General features: G+C 58.2%; 14 protein-coding genes, 1 tRNA gene and 1 pseudogene. 8 read left to right on the top strand and 8 right to left on the bottom strand.

Going from position 1 to position 17323, the window contains the following annotated elements:
* Positions 1-75 precede the first annotated feature (75 nt).
* Both Q9293_RS01145 and Q9293_RS01140 read left to right on the top strand, forming a co-directional pair.
* On the top strand, positions 76-582 hold the full coding sequence (locus tag Q9293_RS01145) for a hypothetical protein (protein ID WP_306249331.1): 507 nt from the start codon (positions 76-78) through the stop codon (positions 580-582).
* Positions 583-711: 129 nt separating this feature from the next.
* Positions 712-1371, top strand: coding sequence for a hypothetical protein (locus Q9293_RS01140; protein WP_306249330.1), 660 nt, complete (start codon positions 712-714; stop codon positions 1369-1371).
* A 383-nt stretch (positions 1372-1754) separates the two neighbouring features.
* Here the strand turns inward: Q9293_RS01140 and Q9293_RS01135 are convergent.
* Positions 1755-1830, bottom strand: a tRNA-Phe gene (locus Q9293_RS01135).
* Positions 1831-1936: 106 nt separating this feature from the next.
* Between Q9293_RS01135 and Q9293_RS01130 the strand changes: the two genes are divergently transcribed.
* The 3 genes from Q9293_RS01130 (at position 1937) to Q9293_RS01120 (ending at position 7068) form a co-directional block, all read left to right on the top strand.
* Positions 1937-2617, top strand: coding sequence for a hypothetical protein (locus Q9293_RS01130; protein ID WP_306249329.1), 681 nt, complete (start codon positions 1937-1939; stop codon positions 2615-2617).
* 26 nt (positions 2618-2643) lie between these two features.
* Positions 2644-3948 carry a thymidine phosphorylase gene (locus Q9293_RS01125; protein WP_306249328.1) on the top strand — a complete coding sequence of 435 codons (1305 nt, stop codon included), beginning with the start codon at positions 2644-2646 and terminating at the stop codon, positions 3946-3948.
* A 261-nt stretch (positions 3949-4209) separates the two neighbouring features.
* Complete coding sequence (locus tag Q9293_RS01120) at positions 4210-7068, top strand: TonB-dependent receptor (RefSeq protein ID WP_306249327.1); 2859 nt, start codon at positions 4210-4212, stop codon at positions 7066-7068.
* A 90-nt stretch (positions 7069-7158) separates the two neighbouring features.
* Here the strand turns inward: Q9293_RS01120 and Q9293_RS01115 are convergent.
* Together Q9293_RS01115 and Q9293_RS01110 are read right to left on the bottom strand one after the other, a co-directional pair.
* Positions 7159-7913, bottom strand: a protein-coding gene (locus Q9293_RS01115; protein ID WP_372342157.1) for an IS5 family transposase whose coding sequence is annotated in 2 segments (ribosomal slippage) — positions 7159-7577 and positions 7577-7913 — 756 coding nt in all. Because the reading frame shifts where the segments join, the coding sequence is not laid out codon by codon here.
* 126 nt (positions 7914-8039) lie between these two features.
* Positions 8040-8927: an integrase core domain-containing protein gene (locus Q9293_RS01110; protein ID WP_306249326.1), complete on the bottom strand. Its 888-nt coding sequence runs from the start codon at positions 8925-8927 to the stop codon at positions 8040-8042.
* Positions 8928-9113: 186 nt separating this feature from the next.
* On the opposite strand from Q9293_RS01110, the gene Q9293_RS01105 reads away from it, so the two are divergent.
* Positions 9114-9653: a hypothetical protein gene (locus tag Q9293_RS01105; RefSeq protein WP_306249325.1), complete on the top strand. Its 540-nt coding sequence runs from the start codon at positions 9114-9116 to the stop codon at positions 9651-9653.
* A 185-nt stretch (positions 9654-9838) separates the two neighbouring features.
* On the opposite strand, the gene Q9293_RS18615 is transcribed toward Q9293_RS01105, so the two are convergent.
* Both Q9293_RS18615 and Q9293_RS18610 read right to left on the bottom strand, forming a co-directional pair.
* Complete coding sequence (locus Q9293_RS18615) at positions 9839-9958, bottom strand: integrase core domain-containing protein (protein ID WP_372342185.1); 120 nt, start codon at positions 9956-9958, stop codon at positions 9839-9841.
* 488 nt (positions 9959-10446) lie between these two features.
* Positions 10447-10500: pseudogene (locus Q9293_RS18610) on the bottom strand (hypothetical protein); the annotation flags it as partial.
* A 640-nt stretch (positions 10501-11140) separates the two neighbouring features.
* Between Q9293_RS18610 and Q9293_RS01095 the strand changes: the two are divergent.
* Together Q9293_RS01095 and Q9293_RS01090 are read left to right on the top strand one after the other, a co-directional pair.
* Positions 11141-14065, top strand: a complete 2925-nt coding sequence (locus Q9293_RS01095; RefSeq protein ID WP_306249323.1) for a carboxypeptidase regulatory-like domain-containing protein — start codon at positions 11141-11143, stop codon at positions 14063-14065.
* A 115-nt stretch (positions 14066-14180) separates the two neighbouring features.
* Positions 14181-14978: a tetratricopeptide repeat protein gene (locus Q9293_RS01090; protein WP_306249322.1), complete on the top strand. Its 798-nt coding sequence runs from the start codon at positions 14181-14183 to the stop codon at positions 14976-14978.
* A 127-nt stretch (positions 14979-15105) separates the two neighbouring features.
* Here Q9293_RS01090 and Q9293_RS01085 read toward each other — a convergent pair whose 3' ends face one another.
* The 3 genes from Q9293_RS01085 to Q9293_RS01075 all read right to left on the bottom strand — a co-directional run bounded on the left by Q9293_RS01085 (position 15106) and on the right by Q9293_RS01075 (position 17291).
* Positions 15106-15666 (bottom strand): cob(I)yrinic acid a,c-diamide adenosyltransferase, encoded by a 561-nt coding sequence (locus Q9293_RS01085; protein WP_306249321.1) that lies wholly within the window; start codon positions 15664-15666, stop codon positions 15106-15108.
* Positions 15663-16328 carry an orotate phosphoribosyltransferase gene (pyrE, locus tag Q9293_RS01080; protein ID WP_306249320.1) on the bottom strand — a complete coding sequence of 222 codons (666 nt, stop codon included), beginning with the start codon at positions 16326-16328 and terminating at the stop codon, positions 15663-15665. Before pyrE ends, Q9293_RS01085 begins: the two co-directional genes overlap by 4 nt.
* Positions 16329-16421: 93 nt before the next feature.
* On the bottom strand, positions 16422-17291 hold the full coding sequence (locus Q9293_RS01075) for a formimidoylglutamase (protein WP_306249319.1): 870 nt from the start codon (positions 17289-17291) through the stop codon (positions 16422-16424).
* Between the last annotated feature and the right edge of the window lie 32 nt (positions 17292-17323).

Raw genomic sequence — 17323 nt, 5'->3', positions numbered from 1 at the left:
TTTTATATCACGACCCCGGGTCTTGCGCTAGGGGGTCCCCCTTCAGGCACTCTCTCCACCAACCCGGAGGAGATCATGCCCGACCTTGTGCCCGACCGCCTGAAAGCCGAGATCCTGTTTCACCTCCAGAAAGCAACCAAGGAGGACATCCTTGTGCGCCTCAAACAAGTTCATGCCCTTTCCGAGGAGCTCCTGGGGCACCTGTACGCCCTCGCCATCGACCAGCAGAATAAGAACAAGTTTTTATTCGGGGATATGGGTGATGCGGCGTTTGAAGCCGTGTTCTTGAGCAAGCGGGCGGGGGCGCACGCCTTCCACAATCTTCTCAGGGCATTTGACAGCAGGAGCATCGAGAAAATCGAACACCATATTTGGGCGGTGGATCGACTCGTGCCTCCTGACGGCATCGGGCAAACGATGCGAGTTGTACTCACGGCGGACTGGAGTAAGTGGGGACGAGTTCGTGAAGCGATGGGGATCACTAATGCGGCAATCTTCTGTCAGCTTGCTGACATGGATCTCCCTCCAAGGGACCCCATGAGCCGAATGAGGACCTTCGCGTTCTCTGAGGGGGAAGGGTGAGGGCGCACGGTCTGGGGACCTTGCTCATTACGCGCCAGGTCCCCACGGTATAGGGTGTAGACAGTAAACGCTTTATCCTCCATTGCGAAAGTAATCGTGGTGGGGATCGGCGTCCCAGGTGGGGGGAGTATGGAGCTACGAGATCAGCCTGAGGTTCATGCCGAGATCGCAATGGCGAAGGAGTGGGTCCGACGCTCGCGTGAGTTGACAGACGCCATTTCAGTCGATGCGACCCCACGGAACAAGATCGCAGCGGCATTGTTTCTTATTTCGATGGAGCATCAAATTGGGATCCTCCTTTTGATGGATGCGCAGATGATCGCCCCTGGGAAGGCGCTTCTGCGGTCTCAACTGGACGCCTTTGTGCGTGGAGTCTGGTTCTTGGAGAAAGCGACAGACGAGCAGATCAAAGAGTTTTCAGAAAAGGAGTATGCGAAGAACATCCCGCCGATCCGCTACGAGCAGTTGATTAATGATGTTGAGAGTGTGGAGCGCTACAACGGCGGCACTTTTTCAAGGTTGAGTGACACGATCAACATGCTGCATGACTTCACTCATGGCGGGAAAATCGCCGTGAGTGCCTATGTAACAAGGAATGAGATCGGTGCGAACTTCCACCCAAAGGATGTTGTAGTCTGCCTTCGCTCATCAGGTACGCTCGGTCTGATGGCATCGAATGAGCTTGCTGGCATGTCCGGGGTCGATGACCTGCCCGCCAAGATTTATGAGGCACATGGGGAGGTCTACGGCGATTCCCATGGGCGGTTCGAGGGGGAGCCCGGCGATTGAAGAGATCCGATCGCCTTTGATTGACTGCCCGGTGGTGGGGCAGAACCCGGGGACTTCATCATGCGGGTTCCGTTGGAATGTTGACCACCCCTGCCTTGTCAGGCGCAGGAGGGGCGAAATCAGATAAAACCCCTCCCGTCCCTGTGGGGCGCTTCGAGGACGTGTAGGGGCATCAGCGCTTCAGGACGGGGCATCCTGGACTTCGCCTGCCATTGGTGCAGGAAAATCCAGCATCGGCGCGGGTTTCTGCTCTGATCCGATGTAGGGATTTTGTAGGGAATCAGCCCCGCAAATGTTAGAATTAGGGCATCACATCGGGCTCTTTGAGACAGCATCCCCACACGCGAAAAACCCCCGAACCGTTGAAGGGTCAGGGGTTTCACTGGTGCCTGGAGACGGAATCGAACCGCCGACACATGGATTTTCAATCCATTGCTCTACCAACTGAGCTACCCAGGCAGGAATGATCAGGATACCAGCCGGGGGCGCATTTTCAAGTGCCAGAAGTGAGGGGATTGGTGCATCCTCAAGGGTCTGATTGATGTTTCATCCGAAGAGGTTCGTCATGGCCCGCCCCGATAAGATCCGCGAAATCCAAGTCCAGAAACCCGCCCAAAGCCTGGCCCATTTCCAGACCAAGTTCAGCCAGGGACAGGAAGAGGACGCCGGGTTGCTGAAACCCATTCTCATCGGTGCCGCCTCCCTGCTGATCCTGGGCCTGCTCTTCGGCGGGTGGAACCTCTGGCGCACCTCGGTGGCCGAGAAGCATGAAGCAGCGCTTTCCGCGCTCCAAATGGAAGTGGAAGGAGATGGCGTCACGCCGCTGCCCGCGGCCGAGGTGGAGAAGCGGATGCGAGAACGCCTCGGCCGCCTCGAGGCCCTGACCCAGGCTGCGCCCTCCTCCCGCAAGGCCGCCACGGAAGGCCTTCTGGCCACCTGGCGCCTGGCCCTGGATGGCAAGGGTCAGGCGCCTGCCAAGGCGGAGGACGCCTGGGGCCGAATCCGCCTCGCGCAGCGCGCCCTCGCCTTGGGGCAGGTTCAGGAAGCCCGGGCCCAGTTGGATCCCCTGCGCACCAAGGCTCAGCCGGACGAAGCCTGGGGCGAAGCCTTCTGGACCAGCCAAGTGGATGTGGACCGTCTCGCGGGCGACCGCGCGCAAGGCCTGAAGGATCTCGCCGACTACAAGGCCCGCTACAAGGGCCGCGGCGACGCGTCCGCCATCGAGAACCTCGTTCGCAGCATCTGAAGACCAATTTGCCGAGGAGTCATCCCATGCGGATGTACGACCTGATCTATACCAAGAAGCTGGGCGGAGCCCTGTCCCCAGAGCAGATCGCCTTCTGGGTGAAGGGAGCCGCCGATGGCAGCATTCCCGATGAGCAGAGCAGCGCCCTGCTCATGGCCATCTGCTGGCGCGGCATGAGCACCGAAGAAACCCTCGCCCTCACCCTGGTCATGCGGGATTCGGGCAAGCGGCTGGATCTCTCCTCAGTGCCCGGCCTCAAGGTGGATAAGCACAGCACCGGCGGCGTGGGGGACAAGACCACCCTCATCCTGGGCCCCATTGTGGCGGCCTGCGGCGTGCCCTGCCCCATGTTCAGCGGCCGGGGCCTCGGCCACACCGGCGGCACGGTGGACAAATTCGCGGCCATTCCCGGCCTGAAGGTCGAACTGAGCGAGGCCGAATTCATCCGCAGCCTCGCGGAAACCGGGTTTGCCAATTCCGCCCAGACCGGTAACATCGCCCCCGCCGACAAGAAGCTATACGCCCTTCGTGATGTGACAGCCACTGTCGAAAGCATTCCCCTCATCACGGCCAGCATCATGTCCAAGAAGCTCGCCGGCGGGGCCGACGCACTGGTGCTGGACGTGAAGTGCGGTCCCACCGCGTTCATGAAGACCCTGGAAGAAGCACGCGGCCTCGCTCAAAGCATGGTCGATGTGGGCACCGCCCACGGCATGCAGATCCGCGCGCTCATCACCCGCATGGACGCGCCCCTGGGCTGGGCCATTGGCAATGCACTCGAAGTGATGGAGTCCGTGGAAATCCTTCGCGGCGAGCATGGCGATTCCGAGCTGGCGGAGATGAGCTTCCGCCTGGCCGCCGAAATGCTGATCATGGGCGGCGCGGCCCAAACCCTGCCCGAGGCCCAGGCCAAGGTGCAGGCCAGCATCCAAAGCGGCGCGGCCATTGAGACGCTGCGCCGCTTCGTCGCCCTCAACGGTGGTGATGTGCGCGCACTGGACGATTTCAGCCTGCTGCCCCAGGCTGGGAAAGTGGTCGACATCCTGGCCGACCGCGATGGTTACATCACCGCCATCGACGGCCGGGGCCTGGGCCTGCTTGCCATGGAATTAGGTGCAGGCCGGAAAAACCAGAACGATGTGCTCGATCTTGGTGTGGGCATTCGGGTTATGGCTCAGGTCGGGAAATACGTGCGGATGGGAGATGTTGTTTTTCGAGTCTACGCAAAGGCTGCCGACAACATTTTTTCCCGTTTATACCTTGACACCCTTCAACTCACTGAGACTGCACCGCCTATCACCCCATATCTATTGAGCCATATTATCCAGTAGGCCTTGTGATTTACAACTTAGCTAGATGCCGGATTGGAATCTAGAGTTCCCTAGGGTTCACATTTTCTCCTGGTTTGTCCGCCGAACCTGCTAAGGTTACTCACCTGTACTCTTGCTCTTTTCTGCCTCCCATCACTTAACTCTTGGTAGCCGCCCAATCCATCGTGGACTGGGCGCAACTTTCAGTTGTGATGCGGAGTGGTTTTCTTCCCCCCCTCGGGACCCCCCAAATACGTCCCGATTTTCATTTTGGAGGATGCTATGCATCTTTTGAACCACCGGCTTGGCCGACTCACGGCGCTCCTTGCCTCAGGCGGTCTGATGCTCGTCGCTCAGGGCGTCCAGACAGGATCGGTGATCGGAACCGTCAAGGATTCAGCCACCGGAAAGTTTATTCCCGGCGCCACAATCGTCCTTAAGACCCCTCAAGGCGATAAGCAGACCGTCAGCGATCTCAATGGCTCCTTCCGCTTTCAGCAGCTTCCTCCGAATGACGCGAAACTGGTCATTTCCGCCCCCAACCATGTGTCGGCAAGCATCCTGCTCCGTATCAACATCGATAAAGCAGCCGCCTACGATGTAGTTCTGAAGCCCATCCAGGAAACCGGCGCAACGGTGGTTGTCACGGCCGCCACGGCCGTCGCCGAACCTGGAGATACCAAAACTGGTCAGAACTTCGCTTTGGAAAGCGTCAACTCGCTTCCTATCAACAACCGAGAGATTAGGGCTATCGCCTCTTTAACCCCAGGCGTTAGCAGCGATAGCAACGGCATCACCATCCGTGGATCCCAGGCCACCCAGGTTCAATTCCTGGTTGATGGCGCGGACGTCATGGATCCCGTGACCGGCGGCCCTTCTGTTCGCCTCAACGAAGAAATGCTGGAAGAAGTCCAAGTCGTCACGGGTGGCGCCTCCGCTGAATATGGTCGGTTCACGGGTGGTGTGGTTAATACCACAACCAAGTCCGGCACCAATGAATTCTCTGGTGTGTTCCGTTGGGATATCACCAACCCTGGCAAGTGGAATGCCCTTGCCCCTCTCCAGAAGCCCTTGGCCGGAGCCAACAGTACGGTTCAGCAATATGTGGTTTCCGGTCCGGTCCTCAAGGATCGCATCTTCTTCGTGGTCGGCTATCGCACCACTTCCCCGATGACTTCCACACCTAATGCGACCACTGGTGTTGATGGTGCCGGCGATGGCATCAATAAGTCATTCTTCGCCACCCGCGTTGAAGAGCGCAAGGATATCAAGCTGGATTGGCAGATCAGCACTGATCACAAGGTCTTCTGGCAGTATAATAAGACCGAATCTAAGCGCAAGAACGTCGACTACGCCACAACTTTTGCGGGCGGCAGCAGCGGTACAGAGGTTCTATCATCTCAGAATGATACGTTCAGCTATGTCACTTTTGGCTACCTTGGCCAGATAACTCCCTCTCTTTACCTGAATGCCCGGTTCAATCATAAGAAGGAATCCCTGGGTGGCCCTGGCAGTGGTGGCCAGGGCGGCAAGGCTATCCCCTGGATCGATACCCAGTCGGGCACCATGTTTGACAATGGTTTCTTCGGTAGCGATTCCGACTCCAGACCCATTCGCACCGCCAACATCGATGCAACCTATTTCCTAGAAGCCGCCGGTTCGCACGAGATCAAGGTAGGCGCTCAGTTGTTTGAGTCGCAGCACAACGCTGCCAACTCTCAGAGCCCCACCAACACGTTCATCTATTTCAACGGCTTCGTTGACCCAAACAACCACAGCACGGCCATCTCGAATCGAGCTCTGACCCCGAACGACACCACCGGCGGCCAGACTTTCCTGGATGTCTGGGTACCGGTCTTTGGCGCCACCACCAAAAACCGGATCGATGGGTACTTCATTAACGATAAGTGGAAGGTTAACAAAAATTGGGCATTCAACCTCGGCTTGCGCCTGGACACCTTCAAGTCGCAGAACGATTTGGGCGTAAACAATTTCGACTTCAAGGATCTTTCGCCTCGCCTCTCGGCGACCTATGACATTTACGGTGACAATCGCTGGGTTGTTTCTTACAACTACAGCGTTTATGTCGGACAGGTCGTGCAAGGCGCCACCGATAGTTCCTCGGTCGTTGGCAACCCCGCCGAATACAAATACGCATATCTCGGTGGCGATCCACTGCTGCGCGCCAGCTGGTCGAACACACCCTTCTTCGCTTCCGACCCAAGCCTGTTCCGTCCGTATTTCAAGACGGACCCCAATCTCAAAACCCCTCGGATGCGCGAGCACATCGCCAGCCTCCGACACGACGACTTGGAGGGAACGGTTTGGAGCATCGCCTTCTCAAAGCGCAAGTGGGACCGATTTGTTGATGACTTCTACACGGCCGGCGATCCTGTTTCTGGGCAGGCCACCATTACCAATAAAAATGATCCCACCCTCACCCGCGATTATTGGAGCGTTGAAACCACCTATCAGCGCGTGCTGAATTCCAGTTTCAGCTACGGGTTCAACCTTACCTTCAGCTCCCTGAAGGGTAATTTTGAAGGCGGCCAGGCCGGTGCATCCGCTCAGACAAATAATTACGGGCCCACAAACATCCCCTCGGAACGCCTGAACCCATACGGCGTCCTTGCAGCGGATCAGCCGATTCAGTTCATTGGCAACATGACCTACAAGACGGCCCTGGGCAAGGGTCATTTCTCCCTGTCCGCTTTGCAGTTCTACACCAGTGGAGCCCCCTACTCGAAGACGGTCACGTCGCCTTCTCTGGCGAATCCCGCTGGAGCTCCCAGCTATTATTCCGGAACTTTCACAAACTACACGGATGGCCGCGGAACTTTCCATTTCCCGGAAACCTACCGCACGGATGTCCAGATTTCATATGACTACCCGGTGTATAACAAGCTTTCCGCCTTCGCACGTCTAAACATCACCAATTTCTTCAACACTCAGGAACTGCTGAATTGGAACACGACTGGGGGTACATACACCCTCACTCAGGCCACGGCTGCCAATTCCAGCTACGCAACCAACTACACCTTGCCCTTTAAGGCGGGTAGCAGTTCTTTCGGCAAGGCAACTTCCTCGTCTAATTACATTGCTGCTCGCGCACTTAATCTCGCCGTGGGATTCCGCTTCTGAATCCCAAAACATTGTTGCCCTAAAAGACGAGGCCCTTTCGGGCCTCGTCTTTTAGGGCCTCGTCAATGGTCAAAGAGCTAGGGTGTGTTTTCAAAGTCGGAGCCAGGTAAGGACACAGGCAATGGCGACCATGGCGCTGTAGTTGCGCATGGTTTTGTCGTAACGGGTAGCGAGGCTTCGGTATTGTTTGAGCTTCGCGAACAGGTTCTCGACGGCGTGGCGGGCCTTGTAGAAATGCTTATCGAAGGCGGCTGGATCCTTCCTGCATGGATGAGGTGGAACAACTGCCTCTGCTCCAATAGACGCGATCTGATCCCGGCAGGACTTTCCGTCGTAGGCACGATCACCGAGAACAGCCCCGGCCTCCCGGCCCATTAATAGGCTTCCGAGTTGCTTGCTCTCGTGCGACTGGCCTGGTGTCAGCACGAAATCGACGGGGTTGCCGTGGGCATCCCCGATCAGGTGGACTTTGGTCGAGAAACCGCCGCGCGAGCGGCCAAGCCCTTGGATGTAGGTCCCCCTTTTGCACCAGCCGCATGCTGATGGGCGCGGATAACGGTTCCGTCGACCATGACCCATTCGCAATCCGCTTCACCTCGAAGGGCTTCGAGGACCCGCTGCCAGACTCCGCTCCGATTCCACCGATTGAAGCGCGTGAAGACCGTGTTCCAAGGTCCGAAGGATTCAGGCAAATCTCTCCAGGGCGCTCCCGTTCTGTGCTTCCAGAGGATCGCTTCAACGATGGGGCGATTGTCCAGGCGAGGGCGCCCCATTCCACCCTGCTCGCTCGGCAGCAGAGGCTCTAGCCTGGCCCACATTCGTTCAGTCAGAAAAGTTCTCGCCACGCTCTACCTCAACGTCATACCCATGAGGTACCGCAGTTAGGCAATTTGTACAACCCCTTACGTCCATTTGCCTTTCTTGACTTTGAAAACAGGCCCTAGATGTCGGTGCCAACGAGGTTGTTCAGCCTAGTGACGGGGCTGACCACCTATGGCCGAGTGGGGCCTATGGTGATTGTAGGAGTGGAGCCAGGCGCTAACCGCCTGGCTTCTTCCGTCTGAACTCTGCCAAGTGGAGCCGTATGCCCAGTCACGCAGAGCAGTCTGGATGAGACGCTCGGCCTTGCCGTTGGTTCCCGGGCGGCATGGTTGGGTGCGGGCGTGCTTGAGGCCAAAGGCCTCTCGCATGGCCTTGAATTCCTTGGAATGGTTGGGCGAATCATTGTCCGTCAGCAGCTTGCGGACCGGGACGCCTTGGGCCTGGGCATGTAAAAGCGCCCTCAGGAGGAATGCGACCTCCGTGCCCTTCTTCTCGTCCGGGAGAACCTCCATGTAGCAGGCCCGCGAGTGGTCGTCGTTGCAGACAGGAAGCACCTGATAGCCTGCCTTCCGGTTCTTGCCGTGGCGAATACCCGTGGCGCGATGGCCTACCTCATGAGATCTGGCGAGTTTCTCGTGTCGAGGTGCAGCAAGTCGCCTGGGGCTCCGTGCCCATATCGGTTCGGCGGTTCTTTTACTTGCAGAGCAGAGGGCCGCGAAATCCCGGCCTTCCAGAGCCAGAAGCCCAAGGTGGATCTGGCAACTCCCGTTCGCCATTGACTCACGGACATGGAGCCTTCCTACGGCCTCAACGACGAGGCCAAGCTCGTGGCTTCGGGCCAGTTGCCTGGGCTGGCTGCTGCGATCCCGAAGGCCCGGTTTTTCCTCTTCCCGAAAGCGTTTGAGCCACTTGTGGCCGGTCCGTTCACTGAACCCAGCCATCTCGGATGCCTGGATCACCGTCATCTCCGATAGAACCTGTTCCACAAATAACGCTCGACTGAATGGGCAGGACTTTGCTTGACCGTGAAGGTTCATTCGAGTTCCTTTGAAAGCTGTTGGTTGGCGCTTTCAGCTTTCCACATCAACTCGGATGAACAACCTGATTGGCACTTACAGCTAGTGAACGCTTCCATTTCGATAGGTGATGGACTATAAATAAGCGATCGGGCATCCAACCCACCCGAGACTAGTTGTCGTATTTTTGTGTACATTGAGGGCGTCATGATGAAATTTACTCAATCACTGCTTTGCATCGTCGGATTTGCACCCTTTGCACTATGTCAACAATCGGCAAGTGCGCGATGGTCTCAGGTTCAATTCCTCCTCGGTGAATGGCGTGGGTCCATCCAAGGGGATCAAGGAAAAGGTTCAGTGATCCGCCGCTATCGATTAATTCTTAGTGGTGAGTATTTACAGGAACAAAGTACCTACAATTTTCCTCCACAGGCTCTCTATCCCAACGGTTCTGTAACAACTCAGGCTAGTTTCTTTGCGAAAGATCGAACTGGTAACATTCGATTGTTTCGGCAGGATGACCAAATTTATCGAACTGGTGTATTCACTCTTTCCAAAACACATAGCGTACCAGCTAAGCTTGTTTTTGAGATGGAACCGCCAACAGGTGTTTCTGTAACATGGAAGGTAAGGGAAACTATAGAAGTTATCTCTCCGAATGCCTTTGTAGAGATTGTTGAAACTTCACAGGACGGGAAAACCTTCGCCATTCAAAGTCGTATTCAATATAACCGTAGTCAATCGTAATTGGATAACCTCAGCAGTGATTTGCCCGGGTTTTCAGTTGCAGTTCAGATGTGGCAATTCTGACCTTTCCCGGGGGGCGTTTGGCAAGTGTTATCGGACTTGGGAGCGGGTGGGCCCATTCAGGATAGGTCCTCACATTATGCGGGTGGGTCAGGCTGGAGATGTACTGACCCATCAAAAACTGCTCAAGGTTGCTGGTTAAGCAGGTAGGTTTGTCGAGGCGTCTTCATGCCGGGGGCTTGGTGAGGCCGCCCGTGGTTATAGAAGTGAGTCCAGTCGCCAACGACGCGGGAAGCGTGCTGGATGGATTCGAAGCGGTAATGGTGGATGCCTGTTCTTTGAGCGTGCGGATGATGCGTTCGCAGAGACCATTATGCTCGGGAGTGTGAGGAGTGATAAACTCCTGGACGCCCTGGCTGGCGTAGTGGAAAAGCGCCCTCTGGAGAAAGGCGGCCGTGGTCTCCTTCCTTTCGTCCGGGAGCACTTCGTCGTAGCTGCTTCGAGAATGGGCATTGATGGCGATGTGCAAATGCTCCCAGCCAATGCCCCGCTGGCGGGTGCGACGGTCGCCATGGATCCGGTGTCCCACGCCCTGGATCCTCTCAAGCTTCTTGATGTCGAGGTGAAGGAGGCCGACTGGCTCGGCGATCTCGTAGCGCCTGGGTGGTTCCTTTTTCTCCAGCGCCGACCACCGGGAGAGTCCCTTTCGGCGAAGGATGAGGCCCACGGTGGATCGGGGCATCCCGAACCGCCGGGCCAGCCACTTGTAGGCCGTCCGAACGCTGATGCCCGCGGCCTGGGCCGCCTGTTTGACCGTCCAACCAAGCCGACGGACCCTCCGGACCAAAACCCCTCAACTAAATGGGCATGTCTTTGCTGAACTGTGAAGGTTCATCCGGGCTGTCTCCTCGAAGGCTGCTGCGTCGCAACAACAGCCTCCCAGCTCAGTCCGGATGAACAACCTCTATGGCAGGTACATCTAGAGAATGGATTCAATGGATAGAGGATAGAGGGTTATGAAGGCCGAACCTTCTGCTTCACTCCCACCCACAAAAATATGGTGATAGGGTCTGGAACGCCGACTCATCCAATCATGAAGTCGGCTCCGAAGGCATCCAGCCCCCCTTAGGTATTCGTCCATGGCCTCAAGATTTTATGAAAAGCAGCAGCCTGTTTATTTCTGTCCGATGCAACCTCAAAGAGAGACTGACTGTAGAAAGGATATGCAATTCCCTTATGAGGCCATGTAAGGCGATATTTATATCCCATTAAAGCCTCGTTTATTGATACTCAGGACGACCTAATCCGAAAATTATTGATCGCGAATGGGAAACTTGTTCTATCCTTTCGACACTTCCCCGATCTTTGGTCGTTCTCTCGTTAAAACCTTGGCATTTCATTGCCGGGGATTTTTCACTTGGGATTGGCCAGACCTCATAACGCTTTTTGCGGCCCCCTCCGCCGCCCTCTCTCCTATAGGAGTACCTATGCATCGCATTTTCACCCGGCTCGGGTTCACCGCCGCCGCCTTGGTCGCTGGCAGCGGCACGGTGCTGCACGCCCAGAGCAGCACGACAGGCAGCGTCAGTGGCATCGTCACCGACGCCACGGGAAACCCTGTTTCCGGTGTGGCTGTGACGGCTACTTCTGCGCAGATTTCCCGATTCGTGGTCACAGCCGCGGACGGATCTTTCCGTTTGGGCCTCCTCAATCCTGGCCAATGGAGCATCACCTTCTCGAAGACCGGGCTCAGCACCTCGAAGCAGTACGTGAGTGTTCTGACCAATCAGAACCAGCCCATCAACGTCAAGATGGCCACTGAAGCCAAGGCCACGGTGGAGGTCGTCGCCTCTTCCGCCTCAATCGATACCACCTCGACCACCCAGGGCCAAACGCTCACTGCAGAAAGCATTTCCTCGCTGCCCACCGGGCGTGATTTCAACAGCCTGGCTTTCTTTACACCCGGCGTCATATCCTCGGGCTTCGGCAGTGATCCCTCCGTGGGTGGCGGTTCTGCCGCCGAGAACACCTACATCGTGGATGGCCTGAACACCACGGATTTCCGTCGTGGTTTCCAGGGCCAGAACCTCGCCACCGACTTCATCGACCAATACGAAGTGCAGACCGGCGGCTACAAGCCTGAGTTCAGCGCGCTCGGCGGCGTCTTCAACGCCGTCACCAAGTCGGGCTCTAACGATTTCAAGGGCTCCTCCTGGTTGAACATCGATCCCCGCTCTCTGAAGGCTGACCGCAAGAAGGGCCTCTATGCCAAACAGAGCCCCACGGATGACCGGTACGATATCGGTGCCCAGTTGGGGGGCGCGCTTCAGAAGGACAAGCTTTTCTATTTCGTTGGCCTCAGCTACATCGACTCGAAGGCTCCCGGCGACACCAACCGCAATCTGGCGGCCGACGGCGGTATTCAGGACAAGCAGCTGCAGTTTGTGGGCAAACTCAACTGGTACCTCACCCTGGACCAGCAGTTCACCTTCTTCGTGAACGTCAATGACCACAAGCGGGATACCCCGCAGGCTCGCCCGCTGGATGGCGATGCGAACTGGGGCGCTAGCCTGCACAGCACCACCAACAATCTTGCGCTGAACTACGACTGGACCATCAGCCCGGCCCTGTTCCTGTCCGTGAAGCTCGGCAAGACCGAACTGAAGGATGATCTCACCCCTGAAGATCAGAGCGCCGGCATCGACAACGGCAACTGGTACCGCACGGGCCCGGGTTTCCTCGCGGGCAATCAATACGGCATCCCCTTCTTCGGCACCTCTCGCGCACCCCGGTGGCAGAGCGGTGGTTACGGTGTCTATGACAGCCTCTCGAAGAACGACACCACTCAATTCAAAATTGACCTCTCCTACTTCCTTGGAGACCACAACCTCAAGTTCGGTGTGTCCTACCTTGATTCCAAGTACCAGGACAAGCAGGCCACCACGGGCGGCAACTGGCACCGCATTCGCGGGGCATCTCCTGCGGGCATCTACATGCTCGACCAGTACAACTGGACGGATGCCACGGTCGAGAATGCCTTCACGGCCTTCTACGCCCAGGATTCGTGGAGCCTTTCTGACAGCGGTTTCCGTTTGATGTATGGGTTCCGCTACGAGAAGCAGGAGCTGAAGGATTACCAAGGCAAGACCTACCTGAAGTTCGACAACTTCAGTGACCTGGTTCAGCCCCGCCTGGGCTTCACGTGGGACATCAAGAAGGACGGGACAATAAAGCTGGCCGGCAGTGTGGCCCGCTACTTTGAGTCCATTCCTCAGCGCCTGGGCATCCGGGTGTTCGCCAACGAGATTTACACCCGCACTCGCTACAACAGCCCCACGTCGGTTGATTCACACGGGGTCCCGAACCCTGGCAGCTTCAACTACAACTTCACCACCGCAGGGTTCACCTACAACCCGTCCGGTCCCAACAACGGTGTCACCGATTACGCCACACCCTTCAGCTTTGATCCCATCGCCGATGGCACCAAGCTGCCCGAGCGTCGTGAGTACACCCTGGGTCTGGATTGGAACTTCGCCAAATACGTGACCGCCGGCATTCATGGTCGCTACCGCAAGATGGTCAATCCCATCGAGGATTCCGTCATCACGGATGCGCTTGGCAACGAACTGCATGGGGATGTCTCTGGCGGGTCCGCAATCCTGTGGAATCCCCACCCCGGCCAGGTGTCCTACCGCACATCGCCCTACAACGGCAGTGTCCCTGTCACCGGCAATTCGCTCTATCCGGAAGCCGGCAACACCTACAAGTCCGTCGACCTCACCCTCGACTACAAGGGTGATCGCCTGACCTTTGGGGCGAGCTACACCTGGAGCCGTCTGGAAGGCAATTACGAGGGGCTGGTCTCCAGTTCGAACGGTCAGGCGGATAACAACATCACCGCCTCCTTCGACTACTACCCCTATGTGGGCTATGGCCTGCTGCCCAATGACCGCACCAGTGTGGTGAAGGTCTACGGCTCCTACCGGTTTGCGCTGGGCTTTGCCGATTTGAACCTCGGCTGGAACTACAGCTTCCAGTCCGGGACTCCCATCAGCCTCTTCGACGAGGGTTCCACCACCATGGGCCTTGCCCCGGGAACCCTTGGTTCCGGCAACATTCCCCTCGACATGGGCAATTACGGCAACGCCACGCCCGCCAATGGGAAAATGGGCCAGTACGGCCGGACACCTGGTATCCAGAACATCGACGTTCATGCGGACCTTCAGTTCAAGTCTGGAAAGCTGAAGATTGTTCCGTCCATTGACATCTTCAATCTGGCCAATTCCCGCAAAGAGCTGACCGAGATCCAACAGGCCACGGACGCCACGGGCAACTTGAACCCGGCTTGGCAGTCTCCCAACTCCTGGCAGACTGGACGGGCCATGCGCTTCGGGGTCAAGCTTGTTTTCTAGCCTTGCCCTGTTCCAACCGTAAAGGAAAAGGCCCCTCACCGGGGCCTTTTCCTTTACTCGGCCTTCACATTGAAGGAAAGGTGCCTACCCTGTGGATTGTGATGAAGGAGCGGCCGTGATTTGCCTAGCCATCTCCCTCCTGATTGCCCCACCGTTTCTTCACGGTGGGGCGCCACCGGTCCAGTCGGTGCTGCAAAAACCTCCTTCTTCCCCTGACGACGCCTTCCTGCTCCGACGGTACGTCGGGTTCAATCGAACCCTCCAGCAGACGAAACAGCTCATGGATCAAAATCGTTTCCGGGATGCAACACTCAAGCTGGAACCCTGCTTGGAAGTCATTCCTGACCATCCAGAAGCGCACTTCCTGCTGGCCCAGATGGCCTATCAAGAACGGCGCTACCAAGCCTGTCTGGCTCACATTCAGGCATCGCAGCAAGGCTATGCCCATGTTGAGCGAATACAGCGGCAAGAGCGCGCGGCCGCAGCAGCTCAGGCAGCCGCTCTGGAGGCCACGCTCCAGGCAAGCCTGGCTGAGCTCGAGCAAGTCGGCGTCGATCCTCGTGGTTGCTCCGGCGGACTCTACATTGCAAGAGAACACAACCTGAATGACCAGCGGCAGCGGGGTGAGACACGCGGCGATACCGTTGAAACAATCGGCGTTCCAGCAGAGCTGTTCCTATTGCTTGGGAATTGCCACTATCGGCTGAAACAATTTGGTGAGGCCAAGGCCAACTATCAGACTGCCATTGAATCAAACCCATCACTGGAACCTGCATGGAACAACCTCATCGGCCTATGCCTGGAGCGTCATGAACTGGCTCAGGCAAAGGCTTGGCTCGCACGGGCCAACCAAGCCCAAGTCCAGATTAGGCCCGAACTGTTGAGTGCCATCAGAGTCACTCCTGCGGAATGAGGGTTCGCCGTTCTCATTGCTCTGAAATCGGGCCGAAGGCGGGTTGAACCGCACTCTGTGCTAAAGCTAACGGATCGCCGATTCGCCCCCGGGGCTTGAATGCCTCATGACGAACGAACCAGAGCCCTCACTCGTCCTTCGCCACCCACACAATATCCGCCACACCCGCTCCAGCATTCTCGGCACGGGCCAGGGCGAAAAACCAGTCGCTCAGACGGTTCAGGTAGGTGAGCACGGCGGGATCCATGGGCTCTTCGTGGGTGAGCGCCACCACTTCGCGTTCCGCGCGACGGCAAAAGGTGCGGGCGAGATGCGCATGGGCGGAAGCAGAGGTTCCTCCCGGCAGGACGAAAGCAGTCATGGGTGGCGCCATCGCGGTTAAACGGTCGATGTCGGCTTCCATGTCCTCGAGATTCCAGGTGGGCCGGTTCATGTGGGAGCCCAGCAGCTCCTGGCGCGCCGCGGGCGTGGCCAGAATGGCCCCCAGCACGAAGAGGTCGTGCTGAATGCGTTGGAGAACCGCCTCGTTCGCACAACCAGGAGTCGCATGAAGACGCAGCAGGCCCACAACGCTGTTCAACTCATCGAGCGTGCCGAAGGCTACCAGCCGCAGATGCGACTTGCTCACCCGGTCACCTCCGAAGAGGCCTGAGGAACCATCGTCACCCGTGCGCGTGTAGAGCTTCATTCAGACCTCGTGGATGCTGGCTGGGCCCCGCCATGGGCGCGGCTCCAAGCCACGGTATCCGAGCGCCAGGCCTTCAAGGCGACCAATCCAGCCGCGTCGAGAATTCCCCGGGCCTCGGCTTCGGTCACGAGCACCTCGAAGGAGCTCAGCACCGTGAGGCCGATGCCCGCGGCGGTGAAGGCCGCATCCGCCTGAGGCAGGCCGTAGCTGAATAGCGCCAGCACCGCAGACACCTCCGCACCTTCCGCTCGCAGCGCGTCAGCGCATTTGAGACTGGACATGCCAGTGGAAATCAAATCCTCGATGAGCACAGCCCGGTGCCCCTTGGCCAGGGGGCCTTCGACTTGGCGACCCATGCCGTGGTTCTTGGGCGTGGGGCGGACATAGGCCATGGGCAGCTTCAGGCGGTCCGCCACCATGGCAGCCCAGGGGACGCCGGCCGTGGCGGCTCCTGTGATGAGGGTGGGCTGAAGGCCCGACGAACCTGCGGCCAGGGCCGTGATGATCTGATCCCTCACGTCCGGCAGGCCCAAGAGCTGACGGTTGTCGCAATAGATCGGGGACTTCAAACCGCTGGCCCATGTGAAGGGATCGGACGGCTGCAGGCGCACCGCCCCCGCCTGCAGAAGACAACCAGCGAGGTCTCGGGAGGAAAGGGTCATTGCAGCTCCAAATCAGCCAGGGAATGCTTGGACATGCCGTGCGTGCGGCGGTATGGAGAATCGTCGCCGTACTGAAATCTCCGCTCTCTGATTCTACTGCGCCCGCAGGCGCGCCTCCAGGAAGGCCGCCACCAAAAAGGCCGCGAACCGGGAGGTCCGTCCATCTGGATCCAACGGAGGTGCCAACTCCATGAGATCGAGGCAGGCCACCGACGGGCAGGCGCCGAAAGCCCGCGCCATGGCCAGTCCCGCATCGGCCGTAAGGCCCCAGGGGTTCACCGCCGACACGCCAGGTGTGTGCGCCGCCTCGAAGGCATCCAGGTCGAAGGTGGCCAGCACACGCTTTCCTTGGGTCTCGAATCGTCGCAGGGCCTGGCTCGCCTGATCCACGGGCACCTGCGCCTGGCCTGGTTCCAGGAAATGCAGATGGGCGCCCCTGTTCTCGCCGAACTGGCGGTGCTGTGTCGCGTTCACCCAGGGGATGAGGCCCACCTCCACCAGTTGATCGCCAGGAAGGCCATGCTCCAGCATCCGGAAAAAGGGATTGCCACTGGAAGGTGCATGGGTGGGACGCATGTCCAGATGAGCATCCACGGCGATCACTGCGGGAGCACTCCCAAGGGCATCGCTCAGTCCCAGGTAGTTGCCGTAACTGCAATCGTGGCCACCGCCCACCACGATGGGCAGGGCGCCTTGTTTGAGGCAGGCCGAAACGGTGGCCGCAGCCGCCTCAAGAAAGGCTTCGTAGGGTGCATCCGAAGGCACATCGCCTGCGTCCCAAAGACGGCGAGGGCCCAGGCACGCCGCATCGAGGCGGAAGAAGGCCTTGCGGAAGGCCTTGGGCCCCTGAGCGGCGCCGGGTCTGCCGCCATTGGCGATGACGCCCTGCTCGTTGCAGAGGCCCAGCAACACGACGTCGCCAGGCTGGAGTGATTCCGGTTCCATCAACGTCTGTACGCGCATCCCCACCCGCTCCGGATCCGCACCACGCAGGG

Source organism: Geothrix sp. PMB-07 (assembly GCF_030758935.1).
Classification (GTDB): Bacteria; Acidobacteriota; Holophagae; order Holophagales; family Holophagaceae; genus Geothrix.
The sequence above is the reverse complement of the archived record's forward strand: the minus strand, read 5'-3'. Positions and strand labels throughout refer to the sequence as shown.

What these genes read in the sequence shown, in the direction of transcription:
- Q9293_RS01085 (WP_306249321.1), bottom strand. Translation starts at nt 15,666, where the DNA reads ATGAAGCTCTACACGCGCACGGGTGACGATGGTTCCTCAGGCCTCTTC.
- Q9293_RS01140 (WP_306249330.1), top strand. Translation starts at nt 712, where the DNA reads ATGGAGCTACGAGATCAGCCTGAGGTTCATGCCGAGATCGCAATGGCG.
- Q9293_RS01130 (WP_306249329.1), top strand. Translation starts at nt 1,937, where the DNA reads ATGGCCCGCCCCGATAAGATCCGCGAAATCCAAGTCCAGAAACCCGCC.
- Q9293_RS01125 (WP_306249328.1), top strand. Translation starts at nt 2,644, where the DNA reads ATGCGGATGTACGACCTGATCTATACCAAGAAGCTGGGCGGAGCCCTG.
- Q9293_RS01120 (WP_306249327.1), top strand. Translation starts at nt 4,210, where the DNA reads ATGCATCTTTTGAACCACCGGCTTGGCCGACTCACGGCGCTCCTTGCC.
- pyrE (WP_306249320.1), bottom strand. Translation starts at nt 16,328, where the DNA reads ATGACCCTTTCCTCCCGAGACCTCGCTGGTTGTCTTCTGCAGGCGGGG.
- Q9293_RS01095 (WP_306249323.1), top strand. Translation starts at nt 11,141, where the DNA reads ATGCATCGCATTTTCACCCGGCTCGGGTTCACCGCCGCCGCCTTGGTC.
- Q9293_RS01110 (WP_306249326.1), bottom strand. Translation starts at nt 8,927, where the DNA reads ATGAACCTTCACGGTCAAGCAAAGTCCTGCCCATTCAGTCGAGCGTTA.
- Q9293_RS01145 (WP_306249331.1), top strand. Translation starts at nt 76, where the DNA reads ATGCCCGACCTTGTGCCCGACCGCCTGAAAGCCGAGATCCTGTTTCAC.
- Q9293_RS01075 (WP_306249319.1), bottom strand. Translation starts at nt 17,291, where the DNA reads ATGCGCGTACAGACGTTGATGGAACCGGAATCACTCCAGCCTGGCGAC.
- Q9293_RS01105 (WP_306249325.1), top strand. Translation starts at nt 9,114, where the DNA reads ATGATGAAATTTACTCAATCACTGCTTTGCATCGTCGGATTTGCACCC.